At 63.1% G+C, this 19,350-nt stretch carries 19 protein-coding genes and 1 tRNA gene; 19 read left to right on the plus strand and 1 reads right to left on the minus strand.

From position 1 onward, the window contains the following. The 7 genes from AC07XB_RS34010 to AC07XB_RS34040 all read left to right on the plus strand — a co-directional run bounded on the left by AC07XB_RS34010 (position 1) and on the right by AC07XB_RS34040 (position 7,681). Entirely contained in the window at positions 1-1,761 is a 1,761-nt protein-coding gene (locus AC07XB_RS34010; RefSeq protein ID WP_150983735.1) for an acetolactate synthase 3 catalytic subunit, read from the plus strand. Continuing rightward, on the plus strand, positions 1,761-2,252 hold the full coding sequence (ilvN, locus tag AC07XB_RS34015; protein WP_006156850.1) for an acetolactate synthase small subunit: 492 nt from the start codon (positions 1,761-1,763) through the stop codon (positions 2,250-2,252). The genes AC07XB_RS34010 and ilvN overlap by 1 nt, the downstream gene beginning before the upstream one ends. A gap of 97 nt (positions 2,253-2,349) precedes the next feature. Beyond that, entirely contained in the window at positions 2,350-3,366 is a 1,017-nt protein-coding gene (gene ilvC / locus AC07XB_RS34020; protein WP_043344720.1) for a ketol-acid reductoisomerase, read from the plus strand. A gap of 154 nt (positions 3,367-3,520) precedes the next feature. Then, complete coding sequence (locus AC07XB_RS34025; protein ID WP_416048001.1) at positions 3,521-4,165, plus strand: phosphatidylserine decarboxylase; 645 nt, start codon at positions 3,521-3,523, stop codon at positions 4,163-4,165. 42 nt (positions 4,166-4,207) lie between these two features. Beyond that, complete coding sequence (pssA, locus tag AC07XB_RS34030) at positions 4,208-5,110, plus strand: CDP-diacylglycerol--serine O-phosphatidyltransferase (RefSeq protein ID WP_492375509.1); 903 nt, start codon at positions 4,208-4,210, stop codon at positions 5,108-5,110. Between the two features lie 145 nt (positions 5,111-5,255). Then, positions 5,256-5,765: a peptidoglycan-binding protein LysM gene (gene lysM / locus AC07XB_RS34035; protein ID WP_492375508.1), complete on the plus strand. Its 510-nt coding sequence runs from the start codon at positions 5,256-5,258 to the stop codon at positions 5,763-5,765. Positions 5,766-6,142: 377 nt separating this feature from the next. Then, the gene (locus AC07XB_RS34040) at positions 6,143-7,681 is read left to right on the plus strand and encodes a 2-isopropylmalate synthase (RefSeq protein ID WP_150983739.1); all 1,539 of its coding nucleotides are present in this window, start codon (positions 6,143-6,145) and stop codon (positions 7,679-7,681) included. 104 nt (positions 7,682-7,785) lie between these two features. Here AC07XB_RS34040 and AC07XB_RS34045 read toward each other — a convergent pair whose 3' ends face one another. Then, positions 7,786-8,316, minus strand: coding sequence for a hypothetical protein (locus AC07XB_RS34045; protein ID WP_492829627.1), 531 nt, complete (start codon positions 8,314-8,316; stop codon positions 7,786-7,788). A gap of 219 nt (positions 8,317-8,535) precedes the next feature. Between AC07XB_RS34045 and AC07XB_RS34050 the strand changes: the two genes are divergently transcribed. The 12 genes from AC07XB_RS34050 to nuoE all read left to right on the plus strand — a co-directional run bounded on the left by AC07XB_RS34050 (position 8,536) and on the right by nuoE (position 19,349). Beyond that, complete coding sequence (locus tag AC07XB_RS34050) at positions 8,536-9,780, plus strand: branched-chain amino acid ABC transporter substrate-binding protein (RefSeq protein ID WP_492814548.1); 1,245 nt, start codon at positions 8,536-8,538, stop codon at positions 9,778-9,780. Positions 9,781-9,970: 190 nt separating this feature from the next. Next, a complete protein-coding gene (gene rpsO / locus AC07XB_RS34055; protein WP_006156843.1) occupies positions 9,971-10,243 on the plus strand; it encodes a 30S ribosomal protein S15 in 273 nt (90 codons plus the stop codon). Between the two features lie 506 nt (positions 10,244-10,749). Next, positions 10,750-12,954, plus strand: a complete 2,205-nt coding sequence (gene pnp, locus AC07XB_RS34060) for a polyribonucleotide nucleotidyltransferase (RefSeq protein WP_043344729.1) — start codon at positions 10,750-10,752, stop codon at positions 12,952-12,954. A 209-nt stretch (positions 12,955-13,163) separates the two neighbouring features. Then, complete coding sequence (locus AC07XB_RS34065) at positions 13,164-14,168, plus strand: NAD(P)H-quinone oxidoreductase (protein ID WP_492375505.1); 1,005 nt, start codon at positions 13,164-13,166, stop codon at positions 14,166-14,168. Between the two features lie 139 nt (positions 14,169-14,307). Continuing rightward, positions 14,308-15,045, plus strand: coding sequence for a triose-phosphate isomerase (gene tpiA / locus AC07XB_RS34070; RefSeq protein WP_492829630.1), 738 nt, complete (start codon positions 14,308-14,310; stop codon positions 15,043-15,045). 46 nt (positions 15,046-15,091) lie between these two features. After that, positions 15,092-15,460, plus strand: a complete 369-nt coding sequence (secG, locus tag AC07XB_RS34075; protein ID WP_150983745.1) for a preprotein translocase subunit SecG — start codon at positions 15,092-15,094, stop codon at positions 15,458-15,460. A gap of 208 nt (positions 15,461-15,668) precedes the next feature. Then, positions 15,669-15,753 (plus strand) — tRNA-Leu (locus AC07XB_RS34080). Between the two features lie 164 nt (positions 15,754-15,917). Then, a complete protein-coding gene (locus tag AC07XB_RS34085; RefSeq protein WP_006156838.1) occupies positions 15,918-16,277 on the plus strand; it encodes an NADH-quinone oxidoreductase subunit A in 360 nt (119 codons plus the stop codon). A gap of 6 nt (positions 16,278-16,283) precedes the next feature. Further along, the gene (locus tag AC07XB_RS34090; protein ID WP_006156837.1) at positions 16,284-16,766 is read left to right on the plus strand and encodes a NuoB/complex I 20 kDa subunit family protein; all 483 of its coding nucleotides are present in this window, start codon (positions 16,284-16,286) and stop codon (positions 16,764-16,766) included. A 1-nt stretch (position 16,767) separates the two neighbouring features. Then, entirely contained in the window at positions 16,768-17,367 is a 600-nt protein-coding gene (locus AC07XB_RS34095) for an NADH-quinone oxidoreductase subunit C (protein WP_174426495.1), read from the plus strand. A gap of 9 nt (positions 17,368-17,376) precedes the next feature. Next, complete coding sequence (locus tag AC07XB_RS34100; protein WP_006156835.1) at positions 17,377-18,630, plus strand: NADH-quinone oxidoreductase subunit D; 1,254 nt, start codon at positions 17,377-17,379, stop codon at positions 18,628-18,630. A gap of 212 nt (positions 18,631-18,842) precedes the next feature. Continuing rightward, positions 18,843-19,349 carry an NADH-quinone oxidoreductase subunit NuoE gene (gene nuoE / locus AC07XB_RS34105; protein WP_006156834.1) on the plus strand — a complete coding sequence of 169 codons (507 nt, stop codon included), beginning with the start codon at positions 18,843-18,845 and terminating at the stop codon, positions 19,347-19,349. The last annotated feature ends 1 nt before the right edge of the window (position 19,350 follow it).

A 19,350-nucleotide genomic window follows, 5' to 3' on the forward strand; every position in this document is an offset into this window, starting at 1 on the left:
ATGAACATGCCCAGCGCGGAATTCCACGCAGACAGCAATTCATCCGCCGCACCCGAAATGATCGGGGCGGAGATTCTCGTTCACGCACTTGCCGAAGAAGGCGTCGAGTACGTCTGGGGCTACCCCGGCGGCGCAGTGCTGTATATCTACGACGAGTTTTACAAGCAAAAGAAGATCGAGCACATCCTGGTGCGCCACGAGCAGGCCGCGGTTCATGCCGCAGACGGCTATGCGCGTGCGACCGGCAAGGTGGGCTGCGCCCTGGTGACCTCTGGTCCCGGCGTCACCAATGCGGTGACGGGCATTGCCACGGCCTACCTGGACTCGATCCCGATGGTGATCATCACCGGTAACGTGCCGACGCACGCTATCGGCCAGGACGCTTTCCAGGAATGCGACACGGTCGGCATCACCCGCCCCATCGTCAAGCACAACTTCCTGGTCAAGGACGTCCGCGATCTCGCCGCGACCATCAAGAAGGCGTTCTATATTGCCGCAACCGGCCGTCCCGGCCCCGTTGTCGTCGATATTCCCAAGGACGTCTCGCGCAATGCCTGCAAGTACGAGTATCCCAAGTCGATCGACATGCGCTCGTACAACCCGGTGAACAAGGGCCATTCGGGCCAGATCCGCAAGGCGCTCGCGCTGTTGCAGGGCGCCGAACGGCCGTTCATCTATGCGGGTGGCGGTGTGGTGCTGGCCAATGCCAGCGAAGAGCTGCGCCAGCTTGCCGCGCTGACCGGCCATCCGGTCACCAACACGCTGATGGGCCTCGGCTCGTTCCCCGGCACCAGCAAGCAGTTCGTCGGCATGCTCGGCATGCACGGCACGTATGAAGCCAACATGGCCATGCAGAACTGCGACGTGCTGATCGCCATCGGGGCGCGTTTCGACGATCGCGTGATCGGCAATCCGGCGCACTTCACCTCGCAGCCGCGCAAGATCATCCATATCGACATCGATCCGTCTTCCATCTCGAAGCGGGTCAAGGTCGACATTCCCATCGTGGGCCACGTCAAGGATGTGCTGCAGGAGCTGATCTCCCAGCTGCAGGCCAGCGACGTCAAGCCCAAGCGCGAGGCCCTGGCCAAGTGGTGGGAACAGATCGAGCAATGGCGTTCGGTGGACTGCCTCAAGTACGACCGCAACTCCGAGATCATCAAGCCGCAGTACGTGGTGGAAAAGATCTGGGAACTGACGCACGGCGATGCCTTCGTCTGCTCGGACGTGGGCCAGCACCAGATGTGGGCCGCGCAGTTCTACAAGTTCAACGAACCGCGCCGCTGGATCAATTCCGGTGGCCTGGGCACGATGGGCGTGGGCCTGCCGTACGCGATGGGCATCAAGAAAGCCTTCCCCGAGAAGGAAGTGGTGACCATCACCGGCGAAGGCTCGATCCAGATGAACATCCAGGAACTGTCGACCTGCCTGCAGTACGACACCCCGGTGAAGATCTGCGCGCTCAACAACCGCTACCTCGGCATGGTGCGCCAGTGGCAGGAAATCGAGTACGACAACCGCTACTCGCATTCCTACATGGACGCGCTGCCCGACTTCGTCAAGCTGGCCGAGGCCTATGGCCATATCGGCATGCGCATCGAAAAGACGGCTGACGTCGAGCCCGCCCTGCGCGAAGCCTTCCGCCTGAAAGACCGTACCGTGTTCCTCGATTTCCAGACCGACCCGACTGAAAACGTGTGGCCGATGGTCCAGGCCGGCAAGGGCATCTCCGAGATGCTGCTCGGCGCGGAGGACCTGTAATGCGACATATCATTTCGGTCCTGCTGGAAAATGAACCGGGCGCGCTGTCGCGCGTGGTGGGCCTGTTCTCGGCGCGCGGCTACAACATCGAGACGCTGACGGTGGCCCCCACCGAAGACGCCTCGCTGTCGCGCATGACGATCGTCACCAGCGGTTCGGACGACATCATCGAGCAGATCACCAAGCACCTGAACCGCCTGGTGGAAGTGGTCAAGGTGGTGGACCTGACCGAGGGCGCGCACATCGAGCGCGAGCTGATGCTGGTCAAGGTGCGCGCGGTCGGCAAGGAGCGCGAGGAAATGAAGCGCACCGCCGACATCTTCCGCGGCCGCATCATCGACGTCACCGAGAAGACCTACACCATCGAGCTGACCGGCAACGGCGGCAAGCTGGATGCCTTCCTGGACGCCATCGACCGCGCCGCCATCCTCGAGACCGTCCGTACCGGCGGCTCGGGCATTGGCCGCGGCGAGCGCATCCTGAAGGTCTGAGCCTGATTGCAGTATCCAAGGGCGGCGCCGGTGCCGGCATTAGCCGGGCGGTGGCCGCCAACCCGACACACGAAAACGAAAGACTGAAGGAACCATCATGAAAGTGTTTTACGACAAGGACGCCGACCTCTCCCTGATCAAGGGCAAGAACGTCACCATCATCGGCTACGGCTCGCAAGGCCACGCCCACGCGCAAAACCTGAACGACTCCGGCGTCAAGGTCACCGTTGGCCTGCGCAAGAGCGGCGCATCGTGGAACAAGGCAGTCAATGCCGGCCTGCAGGTCAAGGAAGTGGCTGACGCCGTCAAGGACGCCGACGTGGTCATGATCCTGCTGCCGGACGAGCAGATCGCCGACGTGTACAAGAACGAAGTGCACGACAACATCAAGCAAGGCGCCGCACTGGCCTTCGCCCACGGCTTCAACGTGCACTACGGTGCCGTGATCCCGCGCGCCGACCTCGACGTCATCATGATCGCCCCGAAGGCGCCGGGCCACACCGTGCGCTCGACCTACGCCCAAGGCGGCGGCGTGCCCCACCTGATCGCCGTGCACCAGGACAAGTCCGGCGCCGCCCGTGACATCGCCCTGTCGTACGCTACCGCCAACGGCGGCGGCCGCGCCGGCATCATCGAAACCAACTTCCGCGAAGAAACCGAAACCGACCTGTTCGGCGAGCAAGCCGTGCTGTGCGGCGGTACCGTCGAGCTGATCAAGGCTGGCTTCGAAACGCTGGTGGAAGCTGGCTACGCGCCGGAAATGGCTTACTTCGAATGCCTGCACGAACTCAAGCTGATCGTCGACCTGATCTATGAAGGCGGCATCGCCAACATGAACTACTCGATCTCCAACAACGCCGAATACGGCGAATACGTCACCGGCCCGCGCGTCGTGACCGAGGAGACCAAGAAGGCCATGAAGCAATGCCTGACCGACATCCAGACCGGCGAGTACGCCAAGAGCTTCCTGCTCGAGAACAAGGCCGGCGCCCCGACCCTGATCTCGCGCCGCCGCCTGACCGCTGAGCACCAGATCGAAGAAGTGGGTGCCAAGCTGCGCGCGATGATGCCCTGGATCGCAAAGAACAAGCTGGTCGACCAGTCGAAGAACTAAGCTGTACTACAGCCCGACGGCCCGCCGCTACTGACGGCGCGGGCCGCAGCCGTTCAGTCATCCGCACATTTCCCCCTCTCGAGGGGTTATTCAGGCGGGGACTGAACGGCTTTTTGTTATCCTTGTCAGACTTTATCCACCAAGTAAGCATTGCATGAACTATCCTCATCCGCTGATTGCCCGTGAAGGCTGGCCGTTCCTGGCTGGCGCCTTTGTCATCTCGCTGCTGGTGCAGGTCAGCGCCGGCTTCTGGTGGGCCTTGCCGCTGTGGATCATTACACTGTTCGTGCTGCAGTTTTTCCGTGATCCGCCGCGGTCCATTCCCGCCCAGCCGAACGCCGTCCTGGCGCCCGCCGATGGCCGCATCGTGGTGGTCGAGAAGACCATGGACCCGTACGCGGGCCGCGAGGCGCTGAAGATCAGCGTCTTCATGAACGTGTTCAACGTACACTCCAACCGGGTGTCCGTGGACGGCAAGGTCGAGAAGGTCGAGTATTTCCCCGGCAAGTTCGTCAACGCCGACCTCGACAAGGCTTCGCTCGAGAACGAACGCAACGCCGTGGTCATCCGCCGTGCCGCAGACGGCAAGGTGGTGACCTTGGTACAGGTGGCCGGCCTGGTGGCCCGCCGCATCCTCTGCTATACCCGCGTCGGCGAGACGCTGTCGCGCGGCCAGCGCTATGGCTTCATCCGCTTTGGCTCGCGCGTCGACGTCTACCTGCCGGTGGATGCGCGCCCGCGCGTGACCATTGGCGAGAAGGTGTCGGCCTCGTCGACCATCCTGGCTGAGCTGGATTAATCCGGCGACGCCGGAACAGATCAGACCCACTGGAGAACAGGCATGGGTGCTTTCAACCGACGCAATAAGCGCGTTACCAATAGCAACGTGACCAACTTGCGTCCTTTCCGCCACAACCAGCTGCGTGGCAACGAGTCCGACAATTTCGACGACGAGGCCGGGGACGATCACGACATCGAGTACGTGCGCCCGCGCCGTCGCGGCATTTACCTGCTGCCCAACGCGTTCACCACCGCGGCGCTGTTCGCCGGCTTCTTTGCCATCGTGCAGGCCATGAACATGCGCTTTGACAGCGCGGCCATCGCCATCTTCGCCGCGATGGTGCTGGACGGCATGGATGGGCGCGTCGCACGCATCACCAATACGCAGAGCGCGTTTGGCGAGCAATACGATTCGTTGTCGGACATGACCTCGTTCGGTGTGGCGCCGGCGCTGGTGATGTATGAGTGGATCCTGCACGACCTGGGCAAGTGGGGCTGGATTGCCGCCTTTGTCTATTGCACCTGTGCCGCGCTGCGCCTGGCGCGCTTCAATGCCAACATCGGCGTGGTCGACAAGCGCTTCTTCCAGGGGTTGCCCAGCCCGGCGGCGGCGGCGCTGGTGGCAGGCTTTGTCTGGCTGGTGATCGACAACAAGCTGCCGGTCAAGGACCTGTGGATGCCGTGGGTGGCGTTCGGAATCACGCTGTACGCCGGGCTGTCGATGGTCTCCAATGCGCCGTTCTATAGCGGCAAGGCGCTCGACGTGCGCTATCGCGTGCCCTTCGGCATGATGGTGCTGGTGCTGGTCTTGTTCGTGGTGGTCTCGACGGATCCGCCGGTGGCGTTGTTCGGCCTGTTCGTGGCCTACGCCATCTCCGGCTACCTGCTGTGGGGCTGGCATGCGCTGCACGGCAAGCCGGCCGAAATCCGCAAGGTGCGGGACGGCGGGAACGATCGTTCCTGATCGCAGGTTGGTAAAAAGGCGCTACGGCGCCTTTTTTTACATTTGTTTTCCAGGCTGTCGCATTGCCGCGGCGTTTGCCGTGGTTCACTGTAGCCTCGGTTGTACTGTAGTCCCCCTTGTTGTCCACTTATCACTGGAGGTTCTCATGGGCATGCTCGACTTCATCAAGGAAGCAGGAGAGAAACTGTTTGGCGGCAGCGCAGCGCAAGCCGCGCCCGCGGCGGCTCCGGCCGATGCGCCGGCGGCGGATGCCGATGCCGATGCGGCCAACCGCGCCGCCGGCGATGCCATCGAAGGCTACATCAAGCAGATGAACCTCGACGCCACCGGGCTGATGGTGCAGGTGGACGGCTCGCAGGGGCTGGTGACGGTGTTCGGCGTGGCGCCGGACCAGGCCACCCGCGAGAAGATCATCCTGTGCTGCGGCAATGTGCAAGGTGTGGACAAGGTCGACGACAAGATGTCGGTCAATGTCGACTCCACCGAATCGACCTGGCACACCGTGGTCAAGGGCGACACCCTGTGGGCGATCTCCCAGGCGGCCTACGGCAACGGCGCGCTGTACACCGCGATTTTCGAGGCCAACGAGCCGATGTTGACGAATCCGGACAAGATCTACCCCGGCCAGAAGCTGCGCATCCCGCCCAAGGCCTGACGCCCGCCGTCCAGGGGGCATGGCGCCCCCTGGCCCGTTTTTCGGCTATCGGCCTGATGCTGGCCTGATTGAGGCATCCATATTGCACACACCCGGCTTCTCGGCTATAGTCGCTCACATGATTTCGCGCCAAGCCCTACTCGCCCGCACCATTCTAGGTGGCCTACTAGGCCGTCAGGTCGGGACGCGTTCGCGCTGAGGGAAGCCAAGCCCCTCGCGTAAAGTCACACAGGATTTATAAACGCCCCGGCCTGCATCACTGCACGCCGGGGCGTTTTGCATTCAGCACGAACACAGCAGTACAGCAAAACGAACGGCGAATGCCGAGGCATCCACTCGATTCGCCAAATACAAAAGTCAGCCCAGGAGCCCCAACCATGTCCGACAAACTCATTATTTTCGACACCACCTTGCGCGACGGCGAACAGTCGCCCGGCGCCTCCATGACCCGCGAGGAAAAGATCCGCATCGCGCGCCAGCTGGAGCGCCTGAAGGTCGACGTGATCGAAGCGGGCTTTGCCGCCAGCTCCAACGGCGACTTCGAAGCGATCCGCTCCATCGCCCAGGTCGTCAAGGATTCGACCATCTGCTCGCTGGCCCGCGCCAACGATCGCGATATCGCCCGCGCCGCGGAGGCGCTCAAGCCGGCCAACTCCTTCCGCATCCATACCTTCATCGCCACCTCGGCGCTGCATATGGAAAAGAAGCTGCGCATGACGCCGGACCAGGTTTTCGAGCAAGCCATCCAGGCGGTGCGCTTTGCCCGCCAGTTCACCGACGATATCGAATTCTCGCCCGAAGATGGCAGCCGCTCGGACATGGATTTCCTGTGCCGCGTGCTGGAAGGCGTGATCAAGGAAGGCGCTACCACCATCAACCTGCCGGACACGGTGGGCTATGCCGTGCCGGAAGGCTACGCGGGCCTGATTCGCTCGGTGCGCGAACGCATCCCCAATTCCGACAAGGCCATCTGGTCCGTGCACTGCCACAACGACCTCGGCATGGCCGTGGCCAATTCGCTGGCGGCGGTCAAGCTCGGCGGTGCGCGCCAGGTCGAGTGCACCATCAACGGCCTCGGTGAGCGTGCCGGCAATACCAGCCTGGAAGAAGTCGTGATGGCGGTCAAGACGCGCCGCGACTACTTCGACATGGACGTCGGCGTGGATACCACGCAGATCGTGCCGGCTTCCAAGCTGGTGTCGCAGATCACCGGCTTCGTGGTGCAGCCCAACAAGGCCGTGGTGGGCGCCAACGCCTTCGCACATGCTTCGGGCATCCACCAGGATGGCGTGCTGAAGGCGCGCGATACCTACGAGATCATGCGCGCGGAAGACGTGGGCTGGACCGCCAACAAGATCGTGCTGGGCAAGCTCTCGGGCCGCAACGCCTTCAAGCAACGCCTGCAGGAACTCGGCATCGAGCTGGAGAGCGAGGGTGAGGTCAATGCCGCGTTCACCCGCTTCAAGGAACTGGCCGACCAGAAGTCCGAGATCTTCGACGAAGACATCATGGCCATCGTTTCCGACGAGGCGCACGACGTCAACGAGCACTTCCGCTTTATCTCGCTGTCGCAGCACTCCGAGACCGGCGAGCGCCCGCATGCGCGCGTGGTGTTCAATATGGACGGCAATGAGGTGACGGGCGAAGGCGAGGGCAATGGCCCGGTCGATGCCACGCTCCACGCCATCGAAGGCAAGGTCGCCAGCGGCGCCGAGCTGGTGCTGTATTCGGTCAATGCCATCACTGCCGGCACGCAGGCACAGGGCGAAGTCACGGTGCGGTTGTCCAAGGGCGGGCGCATCGTCAACGGCGTGGGCACCGATCCCGATATCGTGGCCGCCTCGGCCAAGGCCTACCTGGCCGCGCTGAATAAACTGCACGACAAGGCCGTGCAGAAGATCAACCCGCAGATCTGATCCCGATCTGACCGGTAAGCCCGCGGCCTACCCGGCCGCGGGGCTTGAATCGGCCCGCCGCATTCCCATGAGGATGATGGCGGGCTTTTTGCATTTTCCCGCTCTCAGCGGCGTCGGCCGGGCCCATCCGCGAGCGGGTCTGGCGTGATCTGGGTCTGGCGCAGCACGCCGCCGTCGTCGAAATAGAAATTGAACATCGATGGCCAGTTGTCTTCATGCTTGAAGCGGTAGGACCACACTTCGCGCTTCATCAGCGGGTAGTACTGCTTGGGCTCGCGCGGCTTGCCAAAGTGTTGCTCCACGTCCAGCTTGGTCCACACATCGACTTTCGCCTTGTAGAGCTCGTTGGTCTGCAGCATCTGCCGGAACATGGTCAGATGGCCGCTGCTGTCGAAGTCTGCTGCGTAGGATTGTTGCCCGAAGGGTTGCTTGGAGTAGATCCAGCGCTGTGTGCCGTCGGCTAGCTGGTAGGTATCGGTTGGCATGCCGAACTGGGCTTGTACGGCGGCTTCTGGCGCGCCCACCATGTCCTGGCCGGCTTTGACCGGTTGCAGCACCGAGCAGGCCGGCAGGACGGCTGCCGCTGCTGCTAGCACGAGCCACTGGGCGGCACGGCGCGACGATGAGGCGTTCATGGCAGTCCTCTTATTAAAATTCGTGACGATATGGACTAAGAGTGTAGCGGCGCGCAAAAGTTGTGTGCGCCTCATGTGGCACGTGCCGGCTTTTTGAGGGTAAGCGCCGCCATGGCGCCGCCATCCTCGCCCAAATTCCCGTTTTGCCGCGAATGCGATCCGATTTGCCTAGGCTGGGCCACTGGCTTACCATGCAGCGCTTTGGCGGGAGATCACTCGATGTGGGCTAAACGATGGCTGGCGGGCTGTTTGCTGGCGGTGGCGGCGAGCGCCGGCGCGCAGGAGCCGATCCGTCTCGGCATGATCGAAGGGTTGTCCGGCCCCTTTGCCAACGCGGGCGACGCGGTGGTGCGCAACCTGCGGATCGCCATCGACCGCGTCAATGCGCGCGGTGGCGTCAAGACCGCGGAAGGCGCGCGGCCCCTCGAGCTGGTTACCTTCGATAGCAAGGGCAATGTCGACGAGAGCCTGATCCAGTTGCGCGGGCTGGTGGACAAGCGGATTCCCTTTGTCCTGCAAGGCAACAGCTCAGCGGTGGCTGGCGCGCTGGTCAGCGCGATCAACCGCCATAACAGCCGGCAGCCCGATGCCCGCGTGCTCTTCCTGAATTACTCGGCGGTCGATCCCACACTGACTAATGAGGGGTGCAGCTTCTGGCACTTCCGCTTCGATGCCAGCGCCGACATGCGCATGCAGGCCCTGACCGAAGTCATCCGTGCCGATGCCGGCGTGCGGCGCGTCTACCTGATCGATCAGGACTACAGTTTCGGGCATCAGGTGTCGCGTTCGGCACGGGAGATGCTGGCGGCCAAACGGCCCGAGCTGCGCATCGTGGGCGATGAGTTCCACCCGATCGGCAAGATCAAGGACTTCGCCCCGTATATCGCCAAGATCAAGGCCAGCGGCGCGGATGCGGTGATCACGGGCAACTGGGGCAACGACCTTACCCTGATGATCAAGGCCGCGCGCGAGGGCGGGCTGAATGCCAAGTTCTACACCTTCTACGGCAACGGGCTGGGCGCGCCGGCGGCCATGGGAGACGCCGGGGTAGGGCGCGTGCTTGCGGTGGCGGAGTGGCACCCCAACGTGGGCGGCGCGGCTTCCGACGCATTCTACCAGGCGTTCCGCGCCCGTTACCCTGAGCCCAAGGACGACTACGTTCACCTGCGCATGCAGATGATGGTGGAGATGCTCGCCCGGGCCATCGAGCAGGCGGGTTCGACCGACGCCGTCAAGGTGGCGCGTGCGCTGGAGGGCATGCGCTACGTCAACAACTTCCATGATGCGACGATCCGCGCCGACGACCACCAGGTGCTGCAGCCGCTCTACGTGTCGGTGATGGAGAAGCAGGGTGGCGATGTGCGCTTTGACAATGAGGGGTCGGGATATGGCTTTCGCACGGTGAGGAAGCTAAAGTCGGCGCAGACCATGTTGCCCACGACCTGCAAGATGGAACGGTTCTAGCGGTTCCAGGCCTGCGTTGCCGCAAACGCCATCGCTAGCCCGTTTTCCGTTATAATCGCCCGCTGTCATAGTCAGCCGGTTGTCAAAAACCGGTCCGGCGAGACAGTTGCCTGTATGTAGGACACGCACAAGGCACGACGCATGCGGCACATTTCGTGCTGTAGCGTTCGCAAGTGAAAAGGAAATCACCATGGCAGAAGCCCAAATCAGCAGCAAAACCGAAGTCATCAAGCAGTTCGCACGTGCCGCCAACGACACGGGTAGCCCCGAAGTCCAGGTCGCTTTGCTGACCACCCGCATCAACGAACTGACCCCCCACTTCAAGGCCAACATGAAGGATCACCACAGCCGCCGCGGTCTGCTGCGCATGGTGAGCCGTCGTCGTCGCCTGCTGGACTACCTCAAGGCCAACGATGCCGACCGTTATCGTTCGCTGATCGAGAAGCTCGGCCTGCGTAAGTAAGCAGCCAGGATCGTCCGGATGGCAGCACGAATGGATGCACTGCACGCCTTCGCGTGAGCCACTAATGCCTGCGTCAGCCTCGCTGATGCAGGCATTTTGTTTTTGCGGATGAAATGCCGCAGGTCCGGCCCTTGTTCGGTCGCTGTCCTGTCGATGTCCAGCATTGCTGCAAGTGATTTTTGCTCTACTTGATGGTGCCATGGCCCCGGGGGCTGGCACACGTTGCGCCAAGACGTGCAACGGAGTAAGTTACTGTGTTCTTTAGCTTTTTTTAGCTTTTTTACTGTTAATCCATACCGGAGTCGGGCAAGGAAGCGGGGCTTTGTGTCATTCCAGCGCGGTATCTGCCCAGGCAGATGCCACGTACCAGCTACCAGCTATCAGGTATCGCGCTGGAATGGCATAGCACTTCCCTGTGACTGAGGCCGACGCTGATCCGGCAGTTCGCCCGCGGCTGCTAACGCGGGCGTTGCACAAGCGTGCAAGCACGAACAAAAGGAACGCTCATGACCATGTTCAACAAGATCGTCAAGGAATTCCAGTGGGGCCAGCACAAGGTGCGCCTGGAAACCGGCGAGGTTGCCCGCCAGGCTGGCGGTGCCGTGATCGTCGACATTGAGGACACCGTGGTGCTCGCCACCGTTGTCGCTGCCAAGTCGCCCAAGGCCGGCCAGGATTTCTTCCCGCTGACCGTCGACTACATCGAGAAGACCTACGCTGCCGGCAAGATCCCCGGTGGCTTCTTCAAGCGTGAAGGCCGTCCGTCGGAAAACGAGACGCTGACCTCGCGCCTGATCGACCGCCCGCTGCGCCCGCTGTTCCCGGAAGGCTTCTACAACGAAGTGCAAGTGGTCATCCACGTGCTGTCGCTGAATCCGGAAGTCCCGGCTGACATCCCCGCCCTGATCGGCGCCTCGGCTGCCCTGGCAGTGTCGGGCATTCCGTTCAGCGGCCCGGTCGGCGCAGCGCGCGTTGGCTACAAGGACGGCCAGTACCTGCTGAACCCGACCCGTTCGCAGATCGCCGCTTCGGAACTGGACCTGGTGGTTGCCGGTACCGAGCGCGCTGTGCTGATGGTGGAGTCGGAAGCCCGCCAACTGTCGGAAGAGGTGATGCTGGGCGCCGTGGTCTACGGCCACGAGCAGATGCAGACGGCCATCAATGCCATCCATGACCTGGTGCGCGACGGCGGCAAGCCGGAGTGGGACTGGACCGCGGCACCGAAGAACGAAGCGCTGATCGCCAAGGTCGGCGAGATTGCCCTGCCGCTGCTGCAGGACGTCTACCAGCTGCGCCAGAAGTCGGCTCGCAGCCAAAAGCTCAAGGAAGTCTACGCCACTGTTGCGGCCAAGCTGGCCGAAGCCGGCGTGGAAGCCGACAAGGTCGAAGTGGGCAACGTGCTGTTCGACATCGAAGCCAAGATTGTGCGCAGCCAGGTGCTGTCGGGCGAGCCGCGCATCGATGGCCGCGACACCCGCACCGTGCGCCCGATCGAGATCCGCTCGTCGGTGCTGCCGCGCGCTCACGGCTCGGCCATCTTCACCCGTGGCGAAACCCAGGCGCTGGTGGTTGCCACGCTGGGCACCAAGGGCGATGAGCAGATCATCGACGCGCTCGCCGGCGAATACCGCGACCGCTTCATGCTCCACTACAACATGCCTCCGTTCGCCACCGGCGAAACCGGCCGCGTGGGCAGCCCCAAGCGCCGCGAAATCGGTCACGGCCGCCTGGCCAAGCGCGCGCTGATCCCGGTCCTGCCGAAGGATGACGAATTCGCCTACACCATCCGCCTGGTGTCCGAAATCACCGAATCCAACGGCTCGTCGTCGATGGCATCGGTGTGCGGTGGCTGCCTGGCACTGATGGACGCAGGCGTTCCGATCAAGGCGCACGTGGCCGGCGTGGCCATGGGCCTGATCCTGGAAGGCAACAAGTTCGCCGTGCTGACCGACATCCTGGGCGACGAGGACCACCTCGGCGACATGGACTTCAAGGTCGCGGGTACCGACACCGGCATCACCGCGCTGCAGATGGACATCAAGGTCCAGGGCATCACCAAGGAAATCATGCAGGTCGCGCTGGCGCAAGCCAAGGAAGGCCGCCTGCATATCCTGGGCAAGATGCAGGACGCGATGGGCCATGCGCGCACCGAGCTGTCGGAGCACGCACCGCGCATGATCACCATGAAGATTCATCCGGACAAGATCCGCGAAGTGATCGGCAAGGGCGGCTCGACCATCCAGGCCCTGACGAAGGAAACCGGCACCACCATCGACATCCAGGAAGACGGCACCATCACCATCGCCTCGACCTCGACCGAAGGCATGGCCGAAGCCAAGCGCCGCATCGAAGGCATCACCGCGGAAGCCGAAGTAGGCAAGATCTACGCCGGCACCGTGCTCAAGCTGTTGGACTTTGGCGCCATCGTCAACATCCTGCCGGGCAAGGATGGCCTGCTGCATATCTCCGAGATCGTCAACGAACGCGTCAAGGACATCAAGGACTGGCTCAAGGAAGGCCAACACGTGCGCGTCAAGCTGATCCAGGCTGACGAGAAGGGCCGCCTGCGCCTGTCCCTGAAGGCCGCGCTGGCCGAAGAGGGCGGCAGCATCAGCCCGATCGCCAACACCAGCGAGGCACCGGCTGCTCCGGCTGCTCCGGCTGCCCCGGCAGCGCCGACGACGCCTTCGGCTGATCAGCAGCAGCAGTAAGCGTTTTACGGTGCCGGTAGAACGACGGTACCCGTAGCAGAAAAAGCGGCTGGCGATGTCCAGCCGCTTTTTTGTTTACACTCCCGCCAGTCCCACCCCATGCGGCCCGGCTGTTCGGCCCGCTGCATGGCGGGTGCCCAGATTGATTCCCCCGCCCTGCGTGCGCGAGCCCGCCGCATGCGCGAGGTCCCTAACCGCAAGGAGCAGCAATGCAAGCCATCGAAATCCGCGAGTACGGCGCCCCCGAAGTCCTGCAACTGGCGCAACGCCCAGACCCGGTGCCCAAGGCCGGCGAGATCCTGATCCGCGTGGCCGCGGCCGGCATCAACCGTCCCGACGTATTCCAGCGTACCGGCAACTACCCGGTGCCACCCGGCGCGTCCGACCTGCCGGGGCTGGAAGTGGCCGGCGTGGTGGCCGGCGGTGACCTGGCGCACTCCGACAACCGCTTCGGCCTGAAGCTGGGCGATCGCGTGTGCGCGCTGGTGCAGGGCGGCGGTTACGCCGAGTTGTGCGTGGCCCCCGCGGCGCAATGCCTGCCGGTGCCGGCGGGCCTGTCGGATGTCGAGGCGGCCGCATTGCCGGAGACGTTCTTCACCGTGTGGAGTAACGTATTCGATCGCGGCTACCTGGGCCGCGGCCCGCTGGGCAAGGACGAGACCCTGCTGATCCAGGGCGGCTCGAGCGGCATCGGCACGACCGCCATCCAGATCGCCAAGGCCCTGGGCCACAAAGTCTTCGTCACCGCCGGCAGCGCCGACAAGTGCCGTGCCTGCGAGGAGCTGGGCGCCGACCGTGCCATCAACTACAAGACCGAGGACTTTGTCGCCGAAGTTAAGGCCCTGACCGGTGGCCGTGGCGCAGATGTCATCCTCGACATGGTGGCCGGCCCGTATCTGGCGCGCGAGCTGTCCTGCGTCGCGGACGATGGCCGCATTGTGATCATCGCGCTGCTGGGCGGCGCCAAGGCCGAGATCCCGCTGGGCGATATCCTGCGCCGCCGTATCACCGTGACGGGCTCCACGCTGCGTCCCCGCCCGGTGGCGTTCAAGGGCGAGATCGCGCAGGCGTTGCACCAGCACGTGTGGCCGCTGCTGGCCGCGGGCAAGATCAAGCCGGTGATCCACCAGACCTTCCCGGCCGCCCAGGCCGCCGATGCGCATCGGCTGATGGAGTCCAGCGAGCACATCGGCAAGATCGTCCTGACCTGGTAATGCTGCTGGTAGCGGGCTGATGGCCGAATGCGGCCGGGTGCGGCCGGCGCCTCGCGCCCCAGGCCGATTTCGGGGCCCTTCTGTGGCGTAGGGCCCTGGCCCGCGCTACAATAGCCGGTTTGATTGAGAGGGGCGCCCTGTGAGACAAAAGCTCGTTATCGGCAACTGGAAGATGCACGGCAGCCTGGCTGCCAATGTGACCTTGCTGGAAGCGATCAAGGCAGCGCCCGCAAGCGCGCGCCTGGCAGTATGCGCGCCGTTCCCGTATCTTGCGCAGTGCCAGGCGTTGCTGGCCGGGTCCGCGGTGGCCTGGGGCGCGCAGGACGTGTCCGCCGAGGCGCGCGGTGCCTTCACGGGCGAAGTCGCGGCCTCCATGCTGGCTGAGTTCGGTGTTTCGTATGCCCTGGTGGGGCATTCGGAGCGGCGCAGCTACCATGGCGAGACGGATGCCACGGTAGCGGCCAAGGCGGTGCGCGCGCTGGAGTTCGGCATTGTGCCAGTGGTGTGTGTGGGCGAGAGTCTGGCGCAGCGCGAGGCAGGCGAGACCGAGGCCGTGGTAGGCCGTCAGCTCGGCGCCGTGCTCGAGACCCTGTCGCTTGAGCAGCTCGGCCGCATCGTGCTGGCCTATGAGCCGGTGTGGGCGATCGGCACGGGCAAGACCGCAAGCAGCGAGCAGGCTCAGGCCGTGCACGCTTTCCTGCGCGCCCAGGTGGCGGCGCGCGACGCAGGCGTGGCCGCTCGCATGGCCATGTTGTACGGCGGCAGCGTGAAGCCGGACAATGCGGCAGAACTATTTTCCATGCCCGACATCGACGGGGGCCTTATCGGAGGCGCCTCGCTGAAGTCGGACGATTTCCTCGCGATCGGCAACGCCTGAATGCCGGCCGCTCATAGGGTCTGATCAGGCAAGCGAATCGAACCAAATGGCAATTTTCAAAACTTTGTTGGTAGTGGCGCAGGTACTGTCCGCGCTTGGCGTGATTGGCCTGGTGCTGCTGCAGCACGGCAAGGGCGCCGATGTCGGTGCGGCGTTCGGCTCGGGGGCCTCGGGCAGCCTGTTCGGCGCCACCGGCTCGGCCAACTTCCTGTCGCGTACCACCGCCGTGCTGGCGACGCTGTTCTTCATCTGCACGCTGAGCCTGACGCTGATGGGCAACTATCGGCCGGCAGCTTCGCTGGGCGTGATGGGCTCCGCGCCCGCGGTGGCACCGGCGGTGGCGGGGGCTTCGGCGCCTGCTGCTGCATCGGCTGCCGCGGCCTCGAATCCTTCTGCGCCTGCTGTACCGAAATAATCAACGAGCCTTGTGACTTATTCTTGAAGATTTTTGCTGTTGTGCATTGAACAAAACAAGAATCCTAGGTTAGAATACAAGGCTTGAAACGATCCCCCAGCGACGGGGCTCCAGCCAGGATAAGGTAGTATCCCAGCCAGAGTTCCGAAGGGTGTAAAAACCCAGGGCCCTGAAAAGCCCGGCGCGAGGCAATATTGTTTCTCCCCCAGCCGACGTGGTGAAATTGGTAGACACGCTATCTTGAGGGGGTAGTGGCGAAAGCTGTGCGAGTTCGAGTCTCGCCGTCGGCACCAAACAACTTGATCGGGGCATACATCCGGAGACCATCCCGGATGTATGCCCCGGCCAGTCCGCAAGGCGGCGTCGTAATTTCTACGGAATGGCGCTTGGGGTGGGCAACAGGACGCCGCTTACCGCTGGTGCTGTTGACAACATTCCAGATAAGGCTGGCCGTACCTTGAATCTCGAAGCCTACTTCCCCGTCCTCATCTTCATCATCTTCGGTGTCGTGCTCGGCATTGCACTGATGTCGATTGGCCGAATTCTCGGTCCAAACAAACCTGATCCCGCGAAGCTCTCTCCGTACGAGTGCGGCTTCGAAGCGTTCGAGGACGCGCGCATGAAGTTCGACGTGCGCTACTACCTCATCGCTATTCTTTTTATCCTGTTCGATCTCGAGACCGCCTTCCTGTTTCCCTGGGGTGTAGCCCTGCGGGATATCGGCTGGCCGGGTTTCTTCGCCATGGGCGTGTTTCTGCTGGAATTCATCGTGGGCTTCGTCTACATCTGGAAAAAGGGCGCGCTCGATTGGGAGTGATGTGATATGGCAATCGAAGGCGTTCTCAATGAAGGCTTCGTCACGACTACCGCTGACAAGCTGATCAACTGGACCCGCACCGGGTCGCTCTGGCCGATGACCTTTGGCCTGGCGTGCTGCGCTGTGGAAATGATGCATGCTGGCGCCGCGCGCTACGACATGGACCGCTTCGGCGTGATTTTCCGCCCGTCGCCGCGCCAGTCGGACGTGATGATCGTGGCCGGCACGCTGTGCAACAAGATGGCCCCCGCACTGCGCAAGGTCTATGACCAGATGGCAGAGCCGCGTTGGGTGATCTCGATGGGTTCCTGCGCGAATGGCGGTGGCTACTATCACTACTCGTATTCAGTGGTGCGTGGTTGCGATCGGATCGTGCCGGTGGATATCTACGTGCCTGGCTGCCCCCCGACGGCGGAAGCGCTGATCTACGGCATCATCCAGCTGCAGAACAAGATCCGTCGCACCAACACCATCGCGCGCAAGGGCTGACATGTCGAACCTCGATACTCTGAAGGCCGCGCTCGAAAAGGTACTGGGCAAGCGTATCCAGAAACTGGTGGAGGCGCTAGGCGAGATTACCCTTATCGTCAAGGCCGATGACTACCTGGAAAGCGCGCTGATGCTGCGCGACGATCCCTCACTGCATTTTGAGCAGCTGCTCGATGTGTGCGGCGTCGACTATTCCACCTATGGCGACGGCGCCTGGGACGGTCCCCGTTTCGCGGCCGTGACGCACCTGATCTCGATCAAGCATAACTGGCGCCTGCGCGTACGCGTGTTCGCGCCGGACGACGACGTGCCCGTGGTGCCCTCGCTGACCGACGTCTGGAACTCGGCGAACTGGTTCGAGCGCGAAGCGTTCGACTTCTACGGCATCGTGTTCGAAGGCCACAACGACCTGCGCCGCCTGCTGACCGACTACGGTTTCGTCGGCCACCCGTTCCGCAAGGATTTCCCGGTCTCGGGCTATGTCGAGATGCGCTACGACCCCGAGCAAAAGCGGGTGATCTATCAGCCCGTCACGATCGAGCCGCGCGAGGTCACGCCCCGCGTGATCCGCGAAGAGAATTACGGCGGCTTGCAGCACTGAGAACGCGCAATGGCAGACATCAAGAATTACACCCTTAACTTCGGCCCGCAGCACCCTGCGGCACACGGCGTGCTGCGCCTTGTGCTGGAGCTGGACGGCGAAGTCATCCAGCGCGCCGACCCCCATATCGGCCTGCTGCACCGTGCCACCGAAAAGCTGGCCGAGCAGAAGACCTGGATCCAGAGCGTGCCGTACATGGACCGCCTCGACTACGTGTCGATGATGGTCAACGAGCATGCCTACGTGATGGCCATCGAGAAGATGCTGGGTCTCGAGGTGCCAATCCGCGCGCAGTACATCCGCGTGATGTTCGACGAAATCACGCGCTTGCTGAACCACCTGATGTGGATCGGCTCGCACGCGCTCGACGTGGGCGCGATGGCGGTGTTCCTGTACGCCTTCCGCGAACGCGAAGACATGTTCGACATGTACGAGGCGGTGTCGGGCGCGCGCATGCACGCGGCCTACTACCGTCCGGGCGGCGTATACCGCGACCTGCCGGACACGATGCCGCAATACAAGGCGTCGAAGATCCACAACGAGCGCGCCATCAAGGCCATGAACGAAGCGCGTTCGGGCTCGTTGCTGGACTTCATCGAGGACTTCACCAACCGCTTCCCGAAGTACGTCGACGAATACGAAACGCTGCTGACGGACAACCGGATCTGGAAGCAGCGCCTGGTCGGCATCGGCGTGGTGAGCCCCGAACGTGCACTGCAGATGGGCTTTACCGGCCCGATGCTGCGCGGCTCCGGCATCGAGTGGGACCTGCGCAAGAAGCAGCCCTACGAAGTGTATGACCGCATGGACTTCCAGGTGCCGGTGGGCGTGGGCGGCGATTGCTACTCCCGCTACCTGGTGCGCGTGGAAGAAATGCGCCAGTCCAACAACATCATCAAGCAGTGCATCGACTGGCTGCGCCGCAATCCGGGCCCGGTGATGAGCGACAACCATAAGGTTGCGCCGCCGTCGCGCGTGGACATGAAGTCGAACATGGAAGAGCTGATCCACCACTTCAAGCTCTTCACCGAAGGCATTCACGTGCCCGAAGGCGAGACTTATGCGGCAGTGGAGCACCCGAAGGGCGAGTTCGGCATCTATGCCATCTCCGACGGTGCGAACAAGCCGTATCGCCTGAAGATCCGTGCCCCGGGCTTTGCCCATCTGGCCGCACTGGATGAAATGGCCAAGGGCCACATGATTGCGGATGCGGTAACGATCATCGGTACGCAAGACATCGTCTTCGGCGAAATCGACCGTTGACGAGCTAACAAGAGCCGCCGGCCCCGGACGACGATCCGGGCGCCCCTGGCACGGACCCACAGAAGATCGTGTCCGGTCACGGGAAACCCGCGGTGAGCCCGGCATGCCTTTGACATGCGGGCTGCAACGGCAGCGACGGCTGCAAACCTGCGGGATGCGCGCCATGTGGCGGCGCAGATCCGCAAATGACACGGCGTATTACAGCAACGACCATGCTATCAGCAGAAGCTCTCAAGGAAATCGATCGCGCGATCGCCAAGTATCCGGCTGACCAGAAGCAGTCGGCCGTGATGGCGGCGTTGGCCGTGGCGCAGGGCGAAGTGGGCTGGGTCTCCCCGGAAGTCATGCAGTTTGTTGCCAGCTACCTCGACATGCCGCCGGTATGGGTCGAGGAGGTTGCAACCTTCTACAACATGTACGACACCAAGCCGGTCGGCAAGTACAAGCTGACCGTCTGCACCAACCTGCCGTGCGCACTCTCCGGCGGCGAACGTGCCGGCGACTACCTCAAGCAAAAGCTGGGGATCGGCTACAACGAAACCACCCCGTGCGGCACCTTCACCCTCAAGGAAGGCGAGTGCATGGGTGCCTGCGGCGACGCACCGGTGATGATCGTCAACAATACCCGCATGTGCAGCCATATGAGCGACGCCAAGCTGGACGCGCTCGTCGACGAGCTCAAGGCCGCCGGCAGCACTGCAGCCAAGGGAGATAAGTAAC

It is taken from the genome of Cupriavidus sp. GW821-FHT02F09 (assembly GCF_059421605.1).

Coding starts and splice junctions, on each gene's coding strand:
- AC07XB_RS34010 (WP_150983735.1), top strand. CDS start 1: ATGAACATGCCCAGCGCGGAATTCCACGCAGACAGCAATTCATCCGCC.
- ilvN (WP_006156850.1), top strand. CDS start 1,761: ATGCGACATATCATTTCGGTCCTGCTGGAAAATGAACCGGGCGCGCTG.
- ilvC (WP_043344720.1), top strand. CDS start 2,350: ATGAAAGTGTTTTACGACAAGGACGCCGACCTCTCCCTGATCAAGGGC.
- AC07XB_RS34025 (WP_416048001.1), top strand. CDS start 3,521: ATGAACTATCCTCATCCGCTGATTGCCCGTGAAGGCTGGCCGTTCCTG.
- pssA (WP_492375509.1), top strand. CDS start 4,208: ATGGGTGCTTTCAACCGACGCAATAAGCGCGTTACCAATAGCAACGTG.
- lysM (WP_492375508.1), top strand. CDS start 5,256: ATGGGCATGCTCGACTTCATCAAGGAAGCAGGAGAGAAACTGTTTGGC.
- AC07XB_RS34040 (WP_150983739.1), top strand. CDS start 6,143: ATGTCCGACAAACTCATTATTTTCGACACCACCTTGCGCGACGGCGAA.
- AC07XB_RS34045 (WP_492829627.1), bottom strand. CDS start 8,316: ATGAACGCCTCATCGTCGCGCCGTGCCGCCCAGTGGCTCGTGCTAGCA.
- AC07XB_RS34050 (WP_492814548.1), top strand. CDS start 8,536: ATGTGGGCTAAACGATGGCTGGCGGGCTGTTTGCTGGCGGTGGCGGCG.
- rpsO (WP_006156843.1), top strand. CDS start 9,971: ATGGCAGAAGCCCAAATCAGCAGCAAAACCGAAGTCATCAAGCAGTTC.
- pnp (WP_043344729.1), top strand. CDS start 10,750: ATGACCATGTTCAACAAGATCGTCAAGGAATTCCAGTGGGGCCAGCAC.
- AC07XB_RS34065 (WP_492375505.1), top strand. CDS start 13,164: ATGCAAGCCATCGAAATCCGCGAGTACGGCGCCCCCGAAGTCCTGCAA.
- secG (WP_150983745.1), top strand. CDS start 15,092: ATGGCAATTTTCAAAACTTTGTTGGTAGTGGCGCAGGTACTGTCCGCG.
- AC07XB_RS34090 (WP_006156837.1), top strand. CDS start 16,284: ATGGCAATCGAAGGCGTTCTCAATGAAGGCTTCGTCACGACTACCGCT.
- AC07XB_RS34095 (WP_174426495.1), top strand. CDS start 16,768: ATGTCGAACCTCGATACTCTGAAGGCCGCGCTCGAAAAGGTACTGGGC.
- AC07XB_RS34100 (WP_006156835.1), top strand. CDS start 17,377: ATGGCAGACATCAAGAATTACACCCTTAACTTCGGCCCGCAGCACCCT.
- nuoE (WP_006156834.1), top strand. CDS start 18,843: ATGCTATCAGCAGAAGCTCTCAAGGAAATCGATCGCGCGATCGCCAAG.